This is a genomic window from Pseudarthrobacter sp. NPDC058119, assembly GCF_042884655.1.
Lineage (GTDB): Bacteria > Actinomycetota > Actinomycetes > Actinomycetales > Micrococcaceae > Arthrobacter.
This window is the reverse complement of record NZ_JBHVTN010000003.1, coordinates 299,314-313,875: the sequence shown is the minus strand read 5'-3', so window position 1 is coordinate 313,875 and position 14,562 is coordinate 299,314. Positions and strand designations below refer to the sequence as shown.

14 protein-coding genes are annotated in these 14,562 nt (G+C 66.5%); 9 read left to right on the top strand and 5 right to left on the bottom strand.

The window, feature by feature from the left end:
* Positions 1 to 113: 113 nt before the first annotated feature.
* Both ACFVTD_RS09370 and ACFVTD_RS09365 read left to right on the top strand, forming a co-directional pair.
* A complete protein-coding gene (locus tag ACFVTD_RS09370) occupies positions 114 to 860 on the top strand; it encodes a TetR/AcrR family transcriptional regulator (RefSeq protein WP_387561376.1) in 747 nt (248 codons plus the stop codon).
* Positions 861 to 953: 93 nt separating this feature from the next.
* Complete coding sequence (locus ACFVTD_RS09365) at positions 954 to 1,250, top strand: hypothetical protein (protein WP_387561373.1); 297 nt, start codon at positions 954 to 956, stop codon at positions 1,248 to 1,250.
* A gap of 18 nt (positions 1,251 to 1,268) precedes the next feature.
* On the opposite strand, the gene ACFVTD_RS09360 is transcribed toward ACFVTD_RS09365, so the two are convergent.
* Positions 1,269 to 2,513, bottom strand: coding sequence for an MFS transporter (locus tag ACFVTD_RS09360; RefSeq protein WP_387561370.1), 1,245 nt, complete (start codon positions 2,511 to 2,513; stop codon positions 1,269 to 1,271).
* 97 nt (positions 2,514 to 2,610) lie between these two features.
* On the opposite strand from ACFVTD_RS09360, the gene ACFVTD_RS09355 reads away from it, so the two are divergent.
* From ACFVTD_RS09355 to ACFVTD_RS09330, 6 genes are all read left to right on the top strand, one after another.
* On the top strand, positions 2,611 to 2,934 hold the full coding sequence (locus tag ACFVTD_RS09355) for an ArsR/SmtB family transcription factor (protein WP_387561367.1): 324 nt from the start codon (positions 2,611 to 2,613) through the stop codon (positions 2,932 to 2,934).
* Between the two features lie 173 nt (positions 2,935 to 3,107).
* Positions 3,108 to 4,976: a molecular chaperone DnaK gene (gene dnaK, locus ACFVTD_RS09350; RefSeq protein WP_387561364.1), complete on the top strand. Its 1,869-nt coding sequence runs from the start codon at positions 3,108 to 3,110 to the stop codon at positions 4,974 to 4,976.
* A 3-nt stretch (positions 4,977 to 4,979) separates the two neighbouring features.
* Positions 4,980 to 5,681: a nucleotide exchange factor GrpE gene (locus tag ACFVTD_RS09345; RefSeq protein ID WP_387561361.1), complete on the top strand. Its 702-nt coding sequence runs from the start codon at positions 4,980 to 4,982 to the stop codon at positions 5,679 to 5,681.
* A 273-nt stretch (positions 5,682 to 5,954) separates the two neighbouring features.
* The gene (locus tag ACFVTD_RS09340) at positions 5,955 to 6,926 is read left to right on the top strand and encodes a DnaJ C-terminal domain-containing protein (protein WP_387561358.1); all 972 of its coding nucleotides are present in this window, start codon (positions 5,955 to 5,957) and stop codon (positions 6,924 to 6,926) included.
* 15 nt (positions 6,927 to 6,941) lie between these two features.
* Positions 6,942 to 7,367: a heat shock protein transcriptional repressor HspR gene (locus ACFVTD_RS09335; RefSeq protein ID WP_141159097.1), complete on the top strand. Its 426-nt coding sequence runs from the start codon at positions 6,942 to 6,944 to the stop codon at positions 7,365 to 7,367.
* A gap of 196 nt (positions 7,368 to 7,563) precedes the next feature.
* The gene (locus ACFVTD_RS09330; protein WP_387561354.1) at positions 7,564 to 7,950 is read left to right on the top strand and encodes a hypothetical protein; all 387 of its coding nucleotides are present in this window, start codon (positions 7,564 to 7,566) and stop codon (positions 7,948 to 7,950) included.
* 73 nt (positions 7,951 to 8,023) lie between these two features.
* On the opposite strand, the gene ACFVTD_RS09325 is transcribed toward ACFVTD_RS09330, so the two are convergent.
* Complete coding sequence (locus ACFVTD_RS09325) at positions 8,024 to 9,433, bottom strand: aldehyde dehydrogenase family protein (RefSeq protein WP_387561351.1); 1,410 nt, start codon at positions 9,431 to 9,433, stop codon at positions 8,024 to 8,026.
* 319 nt (positions 9,434 to 9,752) lie between these two features.
* On the opposite strand from ACFVTD_RS09325, the gene ACFVTD_RS09320 reads away from it, so the two are divergent.
* A complete protein-coding gene (locus ACFVTD_RS09320) occupies positions 9,753 to 11,318 on the top strand; it encodes a DUF1565 domain-containing protein (protein WP_387561348.1) in 1,566 nt (521 codons plus the stop codon).
* 129 nt (positions 11,319 to 11,447) lie between these two features.
* Here ACFVTD_RS09320 and ACFVTD_RS09315 read toward each other — a convergent pair whose 3' ends face one another.
* From ACFVTD_RS09315 to hpaH, 3 genes are read right to left on the bottom strand one after another with little or no spacing between them, the layout of a single operon-like run.
* The gene (locus ACFVTD_RS09315) at positions 11,448 to 12,956 is read right to left on the bottom strand and encodes an NAD-dependent succinate-semialdehyde dehydrogenase (protein ID WP_387561345.1); all 1,509 of its coding nucleotides are present in this window, start codon (positions 12,954 to 12,956) and stop codon (positions 11,448 to 11,450) included.
* Positions 12,957 to 12,979: 23 nt separating this feature from the next.
* Positions 12,980 to 13,792 carry an HpcH/HpaI aldolase/citrate lyase family protein gene (locus ACFVTD_RS09310; protein WP_387561342.1) on the bottom strand — a complete coding sequence of 271 codons (813 nt, stop codon included), beginning with the start codon at positions 13,790 to 13,792 and terminating at the stop codon, positions 12,980 to 12,982.
* Complete coding sequence (gene hpaH / locus ACFVTD_RS09305) at positions 13,777 to 14,562, bottom strand: 2-oxo-hept-4-ene-1,7-dioate hydratase (protein WP_387561339.1); 786 nt, start codon at positions 14,560 to 14,562, stop codon at positions 13,777 to 13,779. The genes ACFVTD_RS09310 and hpaH overlap by 16 nt, the downstream gene beginning before the upstream one ends.

The window sequence follows — 14,562 nt, the reverse complement described above, 5'->3', positions numbered from 1 at the left end:
TCCAGTCGTTGAGAGCAGTGCTCTCGACAACAAGGATGCGCGTTCTGGGTGGCAGAGTCAAGAGCGGTGCTCTCTTTAGCTTCCGGCGCTCTCGTTTATGGCATGCTGGGGTCATGGATGATGCCCACGAAACAGGTGCTGACCGGTCGCAAACCTTGACGCCCAGGCAGCGCGCACGGTCCCAAACCGTGGCGGACATTGTCCGTTTGGGCAGGCGGCACCTGGCCACCGAGGGCGCGGCCGCCCTCTCCCTGAGGGCAGTGGCGAGGGATTTGGGAGTGGTGTCCTCCGCCGTCTACCGCTACGTGGAGAGCCGGGACGAGCTCCTCACGCTGCTGCTGATCGATGCCTTCGGTGAGTTGGGGGATGAAGTGGACGCGGCCGTTGCGGCGGCCCCGGAGGGTGACCATCTTGGCCGGTTCGTGGCCCTGGGCGGAGCCGTCAGGACGTGGGCCCTGCGCGAGCCTGCCAGCTATGCGCTCCTGTTCGGCAGTCCGGTTCCCGGCTACAGCGCCCCGGCCGAACGCACCACGGGTCCCGGCACGCGCGTCATCATCAGCCTCATCGGCATCCTGGACGCCGCCTCCCAAGCGGGGCAATTGGCGGTTGTGGGACCATGCCCGCAGCTTCCGCCCACGCTGGCCGCCGACCTGGAGGCCATCCGCCGGGAATTCGGGCTGGCCATCCCGGACGAGCTGGTGGCGCGGGGCGTTTTGGTGTGGAGCTCCCTTTTCGGTGCCGTCAGCTTCGAAGTGTTCAACCAGTACGGGCCGGACACCTTCCGGGCATCGCATGAACTCTTCGACCATCACCTCGCCGTCCTGGCGGGGATTGCGGGACTGCCTGTGCAGCCCTCCTGATGCCGGCGGTTCAGGGCCTGTTGGTGCGCCCGCCCCGTCGGTAGACTGCCAGTGCGCCCGGACGGACGCGGAGCCTCAAAGGAGAGATGCACCATGACCGAGAATCCCGAAGTTGCAGCTGAGGAACCCCGCAAGGGCGGCAGTGCCCCCGGGCTGGAAGGGGAGGGCGGGCAGTACGTCGACGGGGACTATGGCGACGCTGGGACCATCAACGAGCCCGACCGCGACGCTGTGGATGGCGAATACGAGGAAGGCGATTACGGCGACGCCGGCACCACCGGAGGCGCCCGGACGGAGCGTGCCGTCCGCGAGGGCCTCACCGACGGCCAGGTCCAGGCGACCGATGAGGAGCGCGGCCCGCTGCACGGGAGCCCCGACTCCGGCCGGTAAGTACCCGCAGGGGTCCCGTTACCCGATGGCGTCCGCCGCCAGGCTGTCCTCCTTGGCGGGCTGGGCGTCCTTGCTGCGGGCGCGGCTGATGGCTGCCACCGCAGCAAGGACCGTCACCAGTCCGCCATAGGCGTACGTGGTGACCGGGAGGGACAGGATGGGGGCCAGCAGGCCTGCCAGCACTGCCGGAACGCCGAAGGCCGTGTAGGCCACGACGAAGAGCGAGGCAAAAGTCCCGGCGCGTTCATGATCCTCCACCAGGGGGCTGATGGACCGGATGACGCCCATGAAGGCGGTGCCGAAACCGGCGCCTGCCACCACCACGGCGGCCAGGAACAGGCCAAACGAATCCAGGCCGAGGGCCAGCAGTGACAGTGCGGTCCCCACGGCCAGCGCCGTGGTGCCGAAGATGGTGATGGTGCGGGCTCCAAACCGGTGCAGGCAGGCGGCAGAAGCGGCTCCGGTCCCCGCCAGGATGGTGATCACCATGCCCTGCCACAGATGCTCTCGGATGCCGAAGGTGGTGTGCACGATCGCGGCGCCAAGGGAGAGGTACAGCCCGCCCGTGGCCCAGCCGGCAAAAACGGCCGGGGCGCCGGTGAGGAATGCACGGCGTGCGGCCGGCGGCAGGGTCAAGTGCGGCTTGAGTGAAGCCGCCGCCCCGGCCGTCCGGGGTGAGGTTTCCGGGCATGCCCACACTAGTGCGGCGAACACCACGTACAGGACCGAGAGCGAGACAAACACCAGTACGCGGGGTTCTGCCAGGAGGTCCAACAGCAGGCCCGATACCAGCGCGCCCACGGCCAAACCGCCCAGGGGTGCCACGGTGTTCCAGGCGGCGCTGGAGCCCGGGTCGTCCTCCGGTTCCAGATCGGCGATGGCCGCGGAGAGCGTGGTGAGCAGGATGCCGCTGGCCACCCCTTGGAGGACGCGGGCCGCCAGCAGCATGGCCAGCGAATCGGCGGCCAGGAAGGTCACGACGCTGCCGGCGAGCAGCAGGAACGCCGCGCTGATGACCGGCCGGCGGCCGAGGTGGTCGGAGATGGAGCCGAAGACCAGCAGCGCCGCCAGGAGGGCCACGGCGTAGACGGCGAAGATCCCGGTGGTGGCCACCGGCAGCAGGTGCAGCTGCTCCTGCAGGGTGGGGTAGAACGGGGACGGCGCGCTGGCTCCGGCCATCATGGCTGCCGTGGCAGCGGCAATGAGGACGAAGCCCAGCCGCCGGTGCGACTCCCTGGGCCGGACTGCGGGTGGATGCGTCACAACATGCCGCCTTCTGCATTGGGGGTGTGGTTGGTTCGAAAATAATCGAAACCTCAGACTACTGGCATGGCCGCGATGGTTCAACTAAAGTCGAACCGTGGCTACACCGGCGAACCTCACCCATCCCGAACGCGCGGACCTCCAATTACCCAGTGTGCTCTTCGCCCTGAGTGATCCCGACCGGCTGGAGATCGCACGCCAGCTCCGCGCCGGCCCTCTCGATATGGCTGAATGCACCCTCGGCAACCCGGATATGCCGAAGTCCACCAAGTCCCACCTGATGAAGGTGCTCCGCGAGGCAGGCGTTATCCGGAATGAGGCCAATGGGCGCGGGCGCAGGCTGACCCTGCGCGCCGAGGATCTTGATGCCCGGTTCCCCGGATTGCTCGCCGCGGTCCTGGATGCGCCCGGCGCGGACTGACGCCTCCGCACCGCCGGCGCGTGCCGACGTCGTGCGCTGTTGTACGCCCTGAGCAAAGTTGAGCGTGGTTCGCTCAACTTGTGTTGACATCCTTTGGTGGCTGAGTAAAGTTGAGTGCAGAACGCTCAATCATTGGGCGCCACCCAGTTTCCAAGGGAAGAAGGAAGCAACACATGTCACGTGCAGTAGGTATCGACCTCGGAACCACCAACTCCGTCGTCTCCGTTCTCGAAGGTGGCGAGCCCACCGTCATTGCCAACGCCGAGGGTGGCCGCACCACGCCGTCGGTTGTTGCATTCTCCAAGTCCGGCGAAGTCCTGGTTGGCGAGATCGCCAAGCGCCAGGCCGTCAACAACATCGACCGCACCATCGCCTCCGTCAAGCGCCACATGGGCACCGACTGGACCGTGGGCATCGACGACAAGAAGTACACCCCGCAGGAAATCTCCGCGCGTATCCTCATGAAGCTGAAGAACGACGCCGAGTCCTACCTGGGTGAAAAGGTCACCGACGCGGTCATCACCGTCCCGGCCTACTTCAACGACGCCGAGCGCCAGGCCACCAAGGAGGCCGGCGAGATCGCCGGCATGAACGTCCTGCGCATCGTCAACGAGCCCACCGCCGCGGCCCTCGCCTACGGACTGGATAAGGGCAAGGAAGACGAACTCATCCTGGTCTTCGACCTCGGTGGCGGCACCTTCGACGTCTCCCTGCTCGAAGTCGGCAAGGACGAAGACAACTTCTCCACCATCCAGGTCCGCGCCACCGCCGGTGACAACCGCCTCGGCGGCGACGACTGGGACCAGCGCGTCGTCGACTACCTGCTGAACCAGCTCAAGGTCAAGGGCATCGACCTCTCCAAGGACAAGATCGCCCTGCAGCGCCTCCGCGAAGCTGCCGAGCAGGCCAAGAAGGAACTGTCCTCCTCCTCCAGCACCAACGTCTCCCTCCAGTACCTTTCCGTCACCCCCGACGGCCCGGTCCACCTGGACGAGCAGCTGACCCGCGCCAAGTTTCAGGACCTCACCAAGGACCTGCTGGAGCGCACTAAGAAGCCGTTCCACGACGTCATCAAGGAAGCCGGCATCAAGCTCTCCGACATCAACCACATCGTGCTGGTCGGTGGCTCCACCCGTATGCCCGCCGTCTCCGAACTGGTCAAGGAACTGGCCGGCGGCAAGGAGCCCAACAAGGGCGTGAACCCGGACGAGGTAGTGGCCGTCGGCGCCGCACTGCAGGCCGGTGTGCTGAAGGGTGAGCGCAAGGACGTCCTCCTGATTGACGTCACCCCGCTGTCCCTCGGCATCGAGACCAAGGGTGGCGTGATGACGCACCTGATCGAGCGCAACACCGCCATCCCCACCAAGCGGTCCGAGACCTTCACCACGGCGGATGACAACCAGCCGTCCGTGGCCATCCAGGTCTTCCAGGGCGAACGCGAGTTCACCCGCGACAACAAGCCGCTGGGCACGTTCGAACTGACCGGCATCGCCCCGGCGCCGCGTGGCGTCCCGCAGGTTGAGGTCACCTTTGACATCGACGCCAATGGCATCGTGCACGTCTCCGCGAAGGACAAGGGCACCGGCAAGGAACAGTCCATGACCATCACCGGCGGCTCCAGCCTCTCCAAGGAAGACATCGACCGCATGGTCAAGGACGCCGAGGAGCACGCAGCCGAGGACAAGGCACGCCGCGAGGCGACCGACACCCGCAATACCGCCGAGCAGCTCGCCTACTCCGTGGACAAGCTGATCGCCGACAACGCGGACAAGCTGCCCGAAGAGGTCAAGACCGAGGTCCAGGCCGACGTCGACGCCCTCAAGAAGGCCCTTGAAGGCACGGATGACGCCGCCGTCAAGACCGCGTTTGAGAAGCTGCAGGCTTCCCAGACCAAGCTGGGCGAGGCCATCTACTCCCAGGCCGGTTCCCCGGACGGCGCGTCCGCTCCCGGCGCTGAGGGTGCCGCCGGAGCTTCGGCAGGTTCCTCGGACGAGGACATCGTCGACGCCGAGATCATCGACGAAGACGAAGCGAAGAAGTAACCCATGCCGCACCACGGTAACGAGGAAGAGCACAACGCATCCGCCGGCCAGCAGAACGCACACGGCAACGGCCAGGAGCCGGTCATCCGGGACAACCGCAAGGTTGATCCGGTGACCGGGCAGGCCCGGCACCCCGAGGGCGGCCAGTCCGCCCCCGGGGCCGGATCCCAGGCCGGGGCAGCGGATTCCGACGGCGACGCGCTGGCCCAGGCCGAAGAGATCCTTAACGGCGTGGACGTGCCGGCCGAGGAATCCGTGGCCCAGGGCGCTCCGGCAGGATCAGCCGGCAACGCCGAGGCAGCCGAACTGCGCAACGACCTGCTCCGCCTGCAGGCTGAGTACGTCAACTACCGCAAGCGGGTTGAACGCGACCGCGCCGTGGCAGGGGAGATGGCCGTCATCGGCGTCCTGAACTCCCTGCTCCCGGTCCTGGACGACGTCGACGCCGCCCGGCAGCACGGCGACCTCACCGACGGCCCCTTCGCCGCGATCGCCAACAAGCTGGAGAATGCGCTGAAGACCTACGGCCTGGTCCGCATCAACGAGACCGGCGTGGAGTTCGATCCCACGATCCACGAGGCCCTGATCCAGCAGCCCGGCGAGGACATCGAGGTTGACACCGTCAGCCAGGTCCTTCGCTCCGGCTACAAATCAGGCGACCGCGTGCTCCGCGCCGCCCAGGTCATCGTCGCGGTTCCGGCTTAGTCGGGGTCGCCAGGCGCTACGCCGGACATGGGGCGGTGCCCGCTTCGCGGTGCCCTCCACACCGCCGCCCCATATCCGGCCTCCGCGCCAACGGTCATCTCGCCTAAGGTGAGGTAACCACGAAGCTCGCAGCGGTACAGGGGCCCCGGGAGTGGCATCGGGCCTGCCGAAGCTGGGTGGCTGGGGATCGCAGATCCTCAGCCACCCAGCGTAGGGGCGGGGGCCCCTGTACCGCGGAGAGCTGTTAGTTAGAAACTCTGAAAGGAAACGCCATTGGCTAGCCAGGATTGGGTGGACAAGGACTTTTACAAGATCCTTGGTGTTGCCAAGGACGCTTCCGAAGCCGATATCAAGAAGGCCTACCGGAAGCTTGCGCGGCAGCACCACCCTGATACGAACGCGGGGAACGCTGCTTCCGAGAAGAAGTTCAAGGACATCTCCGAGGCTTATTCGGTGCTCTCGGATCCCGACGAGCGCCAGCAGTACGACGCCATCCGCGCCATGGGCAGCGGTGCCCGTTTTGCTCCCGGCGGGGCCGCCGGCGGCAACGGCGGGTTCGAGGACATGTTCGGCGGCCTGTTCACCGGCAACACCGGACGCCACGCGGGCGGGTTCAACCCCGCAGGCGGCGGCATCCCGCCCGAATTCGCAGACCTCTTCGGCGGCTTCGGCGGTTCCCCCGGCTTCCAGCGCACGCCGCAGAAAGGTACCGACCGGACCGCGTCCACCAGCATTTCCTTTGCCGGCTCCATCCGCGGGACCACTATTGGACTGCGCGAACCCAGCGGCGAGGTCATCGACGTCCGTGTCCCGGCGGGCATCAAGGACGGCCAGAAGGTCCGCGTCCGCGGCAAGGGCCAGCCCGGTGCTGCCGGCAACGGCGACCTGGTGGTGTCCGTCTCCGTCCAGCCCCACGCCTTCTACACGCGCGACGGCGACAACCTCCGCATCCACGTACCCGTCACCTTCCCCGAAGCTGCTTTGGGAGCGGACATCGAGGTTCCCACCATCGACGGCGAGAAGGTGAAGGTCCGCGTTCCGGCGGGCACGCCGTCGGGCCGTACCCTGCGGGTCAAGGGCAAAGGCGTGAAGACGTCCAAGGCCACGGGCGACCTCCTGGTGACCATCGACGTCGCGGTTCCCAAGAATCTCAACAAGGAAGCCGAAGCTGCGGTCAAGGCGTTCGCCGAGGCGACGTCGTCGGCGGATGTCCGTGAGGGCCTGGCAGCCAAGGCCCGGTTGTAGGAGCGGAGGTGAGCCGTGGACATCAGTGCTGACCAGCCGATCTTCGTGATCTCCGTGGCGGCCGAGCTGGCGGACATGCACCCCCAGACGCTGCGGCAGTACGACAGGCTCGGCATCGTCAAGCCCAGCCGCGCCCCGGGGAAGTCCCGGCGCTACTCCCAGCGGGACGTGAACATGCTGCGCGAAGTGCAGCGCCTGTCCCACGAGGGTGTGTCGCTGGAGGGGATCAAGCGCATCCTGGAACTCGAAAACCAGGTAGCCGCGCTGCAGAGCCGGATCTCGGAACTCACCGAGGAACTCGGGCGCCGCCCGCGCGCGGTGGATTCCCGGATCTTTGCTGCCGGGGCTGCCGGTGACGTGGTGAGCCTGGCCCGCGGGCAGCGGCCACGGCCCAGGTCCCAGGCCATGGTGGTGTGGCGGCCGCGGGCCATCGGGCAGTAGGAGCCAGGCCAGCAGGTACCGACTCCCGGCGTCGCGCGAAAATAGAGTACCCACTACTCGTGACGGAAAAGCCCCCTGAAACTTGAATGGAACCATCGCCGGATCAGCGGCGATAGTTCCGCAAGTTCTGGGGGTTTTCCGTGTTTAAAGTTCTCAGCAAAGCTCTTAGCAGCCAGGCCCGGCCGTGAGTCCGGGAATGGAAGCGGTAAGTGCCTTCAGTGGCTCCATGCCGGGGCAGATCCTGCTGGCCGTCGGGCAGACCATTGTTGTGGTCTGTGTCTGCTTCGACATGGTCCGGGAGTTGTCGGTCCCGCGGTCGCACCGGCGCTTCGTGGCCAGCACCGTGTTCCGGACCCTGGCCATCCCCGCCGTCATGGCCAACGCGCTGACAGTCTTCATCGCGCTGGTGGTCTCGTCCTGGGTGGATGTGGTGATGGGCATGTTCGTGCTGGTAGCCATCGTTTTCCGCTTCCACTACAACAAGGACGAGGACAACTGGTGGAAGGGCAAGGGGAAGAAGCTCGCCCGCTGGGCCCGCCGGCAGTTAGCCGGCCGGACGTCCACCGCCCCGGCCATGGGCTAGCAACGCCGGCAAGCAATACGTCGGGGGTCCTGCATGCGGGTTGGATGCAGGACCCCCGCCGTTACCGTCCCGGTCAGCCGTTGATGACCTGCGGGACGCCGAGCGCTTTAAGGCCTTCGACGCCGAATTCCACCCCGTAGCCGGACTGCTTCGCGCCGCCGAACGGGATGCGCGGGTCCACGGCGCCGTGCCGGTTGATCCACACGGTTCCGGCCTGGATCCGGGCGGCCACCTCGCGCGCGGCTTCCAGGTCCGGGGACCAGACGGAGGCGCCGAGGCCGACGTCGAGCCCGTTCGCCTTCTCCACCGCTTCGTCGATGGTGCTGTAGCGGATGATCGGCAGGGCCGGGCCGAACTGTTCCTCGGCCACCAACGGGTTGTCGTTGTCGATGTCCGCCACCAGGGTGGTGGGGTAGAAGTAGCCGGGCTGGCTGGTGTCCGGGTTGCCGCCCAGCAGGACGCGTGCTCCGGAAGCCTTCGCTGCCTCCACGAGGTTCGCCACGACGTCGTACTGGGCCTTGTTCTGCAGCGGGCCCAGGACGTTGTCCTCGTCCAGGCCGTTGCCCATCGGCATGGCTTTGGCCACGGCGGTGAGTTCCTCGCAGACGGCGTCGTAGATGCTGTGGTGGACGTAGAGGCGCTTGAGTGCGGCGCAGGTCTGGCCGGTGTTCAGGAACGCGCCCCAGCAGATGTCCTGGGCGATCGCCTTGGGGTCGGCGTCGGGCAGGACGATGCCGGCGTCGTTGCCGCCCAGTTCGAGGGTGAGCCTTTTGACGGTGTCCGCGGAGGACTTGATGATGGCGCGTCCGCCGGCGGTGGAACCGGTGAACATGATCTTGCCGATCGCCGGGTGGTCGGTGAGGCGGGCGCCCACTTCGCGGCCGCAGGAAACCACCGAGAGGATGCCTTCAGGCAGTTCCTCGTTGAGGACCTTGACCAGGGCCAGGACGGACAGCGGTGTGTTGCCGGAGGGCTTGACCACCACGGCGTTGCCCATGCGCAGGGCCGGGGCGAGCTGCCAGACGGCGATCATCATGGGCCAGTTCCACGGACCGATGGCGCCGACGACGCCGATGGGCCGGTAGTGCAGTTCGGCGCGGGTTTCGCCGTCGTCCACGATGGTTTCCGGTTCCAGCGGCAGCCCGGCCGTGGCGCGCAACCACGCGATGCAGGCGCCCACCTCAAAGCGGGCGTTGGGGCCGTTCAGCGGTTTTCCCTGTTCGCGGGAGAGCAGCTGGGCCAGTTCCTCGGCGGAGCGTTCGACGGCGTCGGCTGCTTTGAGGAGCGCGGCGGAGCGGGCGTCGTGGCCCAGGGCGGCCCACGCGGGCTGGGCGGCGACGGCTGCGGCCACGGCACTTTCCAGGTAGTCGAGATCGTGGATGGGGGCTTCGCCCACCGCTTCCCCGGTGGCCGGGTCAAAAATGGTCCGGCCGGTGCCGGCGGCGGGGGCAATGGACGCTAGAAGCGCATCATAGGTTTCCACGGGATACTCCACTTCGAGTAGGCAAGGACGCCAGCCGGTCGGCGTAGCGGGTTACTCCCAGTGTGGTTGGCGCCCCGGTCCGGGCTCTTGTCTTTGTGCGCAGGACAGTTGTGCGGGAGCGAAGGTTGGGCAGCCGGACTGGCGCCAGCAACGGAGCACCCAGGGAACACGAATTTCGCCAACCCCTTGTGAAAGCGCTTTCCGACTGCTTGAATCGATTCATCGTCGTGACGGTGCCGGATTCTGACTCCACCCATGCTGGGGTGGCTGGGCGCCAGGGGGCCGACGCCATGAATCGACATACAAAGGAGTCATGTCCGTGAAAAACTCGAAGCGTGCCGCTATGGCCGTCGCCGGTGCCTGCGTGTTGGGGGCCCTGGGTGTCACAGCCCCTGCCCACGCGGCCCCCGTGGATCGAACGCAGGATTCGACCCTGTCAGTGCTGGGTGCGCTGAAGCCTGCGCCCTCTGTAGATGCCCACGCCTATTTCATTTCGCCAACCGGGAATGACAACAATCCTGGAACGAAGGATGCCCCCTTCAGGACACTGATGAAGGCGCAGTCGGCAGCGGCTGCGGGAGATGTGGTCTATATCCGCGGCGGCACCTACAGCCAGTTCGACATACCCGAAACCAACAACCCGTTCGAAGATGTCTACCACTACGTCAATGACATCAATAAAAGCGGAATCACCTATTCCGCATACCCGGGGGATCCACGGCCGGTCTTTGATTTCAGCAGCGTGCCCACCGACCAGCGCGTCGCCGCGTTCTACGTGGAAACACAAGTAACCGACGTCAACTTCGTCGGATTCGATGTCACGGGCGTCAAGGTTGGTGACCAAAAGCAGTCTGAGGCGTTCAGGATCGCCGGCGGTGCCAACTTCGTAAACATGGCTGCCCACGACAACGAGGCGATCGGGTTCTACTACACGCTGGACGGAACCGGGGTGGTACTGAACAGCGATGCCTACAACAACATCGGTCCCACCGCGAAGTCAGCCGGAAACACGGACGGGTTCGGTGCCCACGGAAAGAACGTGTGGTTCATTGGTGACCGGGCCTGGCACAACAGCGATGACGGCTTCGACAGCATCACTTCGCAAGGGCGGGTTACCTACGTCAACGACTGGTCCTTCGGCCACCACGGCAACCAGAACGGGGTGGGTGACCAGAACGGATTCAAAGTTGGGGGATATGCCTACCGAACCGACGGACTGCCCCAGCCCATCCCGCTGCACACGGTCATCAACTCCCTGGCCGCCGACAACGGCGCCAACAACTTCTATGCCAACCATCAGCCGGGCCAGTCGGCCTATTGGCTCAACAACACCGCGTACAAACCGGGCTACGGCTCCAACTTCAACATGCTGGAACGCGTGAGCCCCACGAGTGCGGACAACATTGCCGGGTATCGGGAAGTCCTGCATAACAACGTGGCCTACACCGGTGCGCTGACGTCCAACGACAACACCCCGGCTGAAAACGAGACGAACAACTCGTGGACGGTCAACGGTGGTCTCGCCCTGGCTGCGGGAGACTTCCAAAGCCTCGACATGCAGCAACTCACCGCTCCCCGCAAAAAGGACGGTGCCCTTCCCGATGTCTCATTCCTGAAGCCGGCGGCCGGAAGTGAGCTCCAGAAGAACGGCCTGGGCTACCTCGCTGACCAGGGTGACCCTTATGCAACCCTGCAGAAGCTGGTGGGTGTTTACGCCGATTCGGGTGACATCGACAACCAGGGCCTCAGGGACAGCCTCGTGGACAAGCTTGGGGACCATGCCCTGGAAGCCTTCGTCCAGGAGCTCAACGCCCAGTCGCAAAAGCACATCAGCGGCTACGCCGCCGATACGCTGATCCTGGTAGCGAACGCGCTCACAGCCTAGGCAGGGCGTTCACCTCGGGCCCCGAGGACGCAGCGGTGCACAAACTGGCCCCGTTTTGGGTGTGGCCTGCGGTGGGAACCCTGATTTTCCCGGGTTTCCCACCGCCAAAACTGGGCCAGTCCGGCCGTCTCAGTTGCCTGCGTACGGGTCTGCGATGCCGATGTATTGGGTGGTGGTGTATTCGGCGATGCCTTCGAAGCCGCCTTCGCGGCCGAGGCCGGACTGCTTGACGCCGCCAAAGGGTGCTGCGGCGTTGGAGATGACACCGGCGTTGAACCCGACCATGCCGAACTCGATCTGTTCGGCCACGCGCAGGAGGCGGTTGAAGTCGCGTGAGTAGAGGTAGGACGCGAGCCCGTACTCGGTGTTGTTGGCCAGCTTGATGGCTTCTTCTTCAGAAGTGAAGGTGGTGATCGGGGCGACGGGGCCGAATATTTCCTGGCCCAGGATCGCTGCGTCGTTGGGCACATTGGCCAGGACGGTGGGCTGGTAGAAGTAGCCCGGCCCGTCCACGGGGGCGCCGCCGGTCACCGCGACGGCCCCGGCATCGATGGCCGCGGTGACGAGGGTATGGACGTCGTCGCGGGCGCCGGCGTCGATGAGCGGACCCACCTTGGTGTCCGGGCCGGTGCCGCGGCCGGTGGTCAGTGCGCCCATGGCGGCGGCGAACTTGCGGGTGAACTCCTGCGCCACGGATTCGTGGACCAGGAAACGGTTGGCCGCGGTGCAGGCCTCACCCATGTTCCGCATTTTCGCCGCCATGGCACCCTCGACGGCGGCGTCCAGGTCGGCGTCTTCGAACACGATGAACGGTGCGTTCCCGCCGAGTTCCATGGAGGTGCGGAGCACGTTGTGGGCGGCGTCGGCCATCAGGCGCTTGCCGACCGGGGTGGATCCGGTGAAGGAGACTTTCCGCAGCCGGGAGTCGTTCAGCAGCGGCCCGGAGATCCCGGACGCGGAGGAGGACGCGACGACGTTCAGCACTCCGGCGGGCAGGCCGGCGTCGAGCATGGTCTGCGCGAAGTACTGCGCGGTCAATGGGGTGAGCTTGGCGGGTTTGAGGACCATTGTGCAGCCGGCGGCGATGGCGGGGGCTACTTTGCGGGTGGCCATGGCCAGGGGGAAGTTCCAGGGGGTGATGAGCAGGCAGGGGCCGACGGGTTTGTGCTGGGCGAGGATCTTGTTCTTACCCTCGGGGGTGGTGAGGTAGCGGCCGTAGTCGCGGACGGTTTCCTCGGCGAACCAGCGCAGGAACTCCGCCCCGTAGGTCACTTCGCCGCGGGCTTCGGCCAGGGGTTTGCCCATTTCCAAGGTCATCAGCAGGGCGAAGTCTTCGGCGCGTTCGGTGACGAGGTCGAAGGCGCGGCGCAGGATCTCGGACCGCACCCGTGGCGCGGTCCGAGCCCAGGAGGCCTGCGCGGCATCGGCAGCATCCAACGCCGCCAAAGCGTCGGCACTGGTGGCTGAGGCGAGGGTGGCGAGGACGTCCCCGGTGGCGGGATCGTGCACGTCGAACGTGCCGCCGTCGGACGCCCCCACCCACTGCCCGTTGATCAACAGGCCCGTGGGAACGGACGCCAGGAGCGTGGCTTCGCGCTCCGGTGTGAGGGCAGGGGGCAGCTCGGAAGTAACTGTCATGGGATGTCCTTAGGAAGGGAAGGTCAGTAGCTGGGGCGGGTTTCGTCAGGCCCAGCAGCCGGGTGCGGAATGTACTTGGCGGCGAGGGCTTCAGAGCCGCGGGCGAGGAGGGCGACGTCGGCGCCCACCAGGATGAAACCGGCGCCGTTCGCGAGGTAGTGCTTGGCGGTGTCGGGGTTGAAGGCGTTGACGCCGGCGGGCTTCCCGGCCGCCCTCGCGGTGGACAGGCAATGGTCGACGGCGGCACGCACCTCCGGGTGTTCCTGCTGTCCCAGCAGGCCCATGGAGGCGGCGAGGTCGGACGGGCCGATGAAGACGGCGTCAACGCCGTCCACCTTGAGGATGTCCTCGACGGCTTCGACGGCGGCGGTGGATTCGATCTGGACGGTGACGCTGATGGTTTCGTTGGCCCGGGCCAGGTAGTCCGGGACCCGGTTCCAGCGGGCTCCGCGGGCCAGCGCGGATCCGACTCCGCGGACGCCCAGGGGCGGGTAGCGCGTGGCGGCCACGGCGGCCTCGGCCTCGGCCACGGAGTTGACCATCGGGATCAGCAGGTTTTGCACGCCCAGGTCCAGGTACTGCTTGATCACCACGGTGTCGTTCACTGGCGGCCGGACCAGGGTGTGGACCGGGTAGCCGTGGACAGCCTGGAGCTGGGCGAGGATGGATTCGAGCCCGTTGGGGCAGTGCTCGGCATCCACCAGGAGCCAGTCCAGCCCGGAACCGGCGCACAGCTCGGCGACCAGCGGGCTGCCGGAGCAGACCCACATCCCCGCCAGCGGCCGGTCCGCCTCAGCCAAGGCGGACCGGAAGGTGTCCTCTATTCGAAACGGCATGTCACGCTCCCCAAGGGACCGTAGTCGGCGTGGACGGTATCGCCCTTGTAGACCCACATGGGCCGGGTGAAGGACCCGGCGAGGATGATGTCTCCGGCTTTCAGGGCGTCGCCGTGGGCGGCGATCTTGTTGGCCAGCCAGTGCACGCCGTTGGCGGGGTGGTCCAGGACGCCGGCGGCCACGCCGGTTTCCTCCACGGTCTGGTTCTTGTAGAGGATGGCGGAGACCCAGCGGAGGTCCACGGCGTCGGGCTTGACGGGGTTCCCGCCGACCACCATGGCACCCATCGCGGCGTTGTCCGAGATGGTGTCCACGATGGTCCGGCCCTCCATCTCGATCCTGGAGTCCAGGATCTCGAGGGCCGGAACCACGTAGTCGGTGGCCTTCAGGACATCGAAGATGGTCACGCCCGGGCCCTTCAGCCCGTCCTTCAACACGAACGCCAGCTCCACCTCCACCCGGGGGTGCGTGTACCGGTCCCACTCCACGGAGCAGCCGGTCTCCAGCACCATGTCATCGAAGATGGCGCCGTAATCGGGTTCGGTGATGCCGGTGGCGGCCTGCATGGCCTTGGACGTGAGGCCGATCTTGCGCCCCACCAGGGTCCGGCCGGCTTCCTCGTTGCGGCGCCGCCACAGCTGCTGCACGGCGTAGGAGTCCTCCACGGTCATGTCCGGGTAGCGGGCGGTCAGGCGGGGAACAGGGGTGCGGGTCCGGCCGGCTTCCAGCAGTTCGTCCGCGATGGCCTCAATCGTCGTCGGTTCCAGCAT

Excerpts from the sequence above, each read along its gene's own strand:
- ACFVTD_RS09370 (WP_387561376.1), top strand. The coding sequence starts at position 114 with ATGGATGATGCCCACGAAACAGGTGCTGACCGGTCGCAAACCTTGACG.
- ACFVTD_RS09365 (WP_387561373.1), top strand. The coding sequence starts at position 954 with ATGACCGAGAATCCCGAAGTTGCAGCTGAGGAACCCCGCAAGGGCGGC.
- dnaK (WP_387561364.1), top strand. The coding sequence starts at position 3,108 with ATGTCACGTGCAGTAGGTATCGACCTCGGAACCACCAACTCCGTCGTC.
- ACFVTD_RS09345 (WP_387561361.1), top strand. The coding sequence starts at position 4,980 with ATGCCGCACCACGGTAACGAGGAAGAGCACAACGCATCCGCCGGCCAG.
- ACFVTD_RS09330 (WP_387561354.1), top strand. The coding sequence starts at position 7,564 with ATGGAAGCGGTAAGTGCCTTCAGTGGCTCCATGCCGGGGCAGATCCTG.
- ACFVTD_RS09315 (WP_387561345.1), bottom strand. The coding sequence starts at position 12,956 with ATGACAGTTACTTCCGAGCTGCCCCCTGCCCTCACACCGGAGCGCGAA.
- ACFVTD_RS09310 (WP_387561342.1), bottom strand. The coding sequence starts at position 13,792 with ATGCCGTTTCGAATAGAGGACACCTTCCGGTCCGCCTTGGCTGAGGCG.
- hpaH (WP_387561339.1), bottom strand. The coding sequence starts at position 14,562 with ATGCTGGAACCGACGACGATTGAGGCCATCGCGGACGAACTGCTGGAA.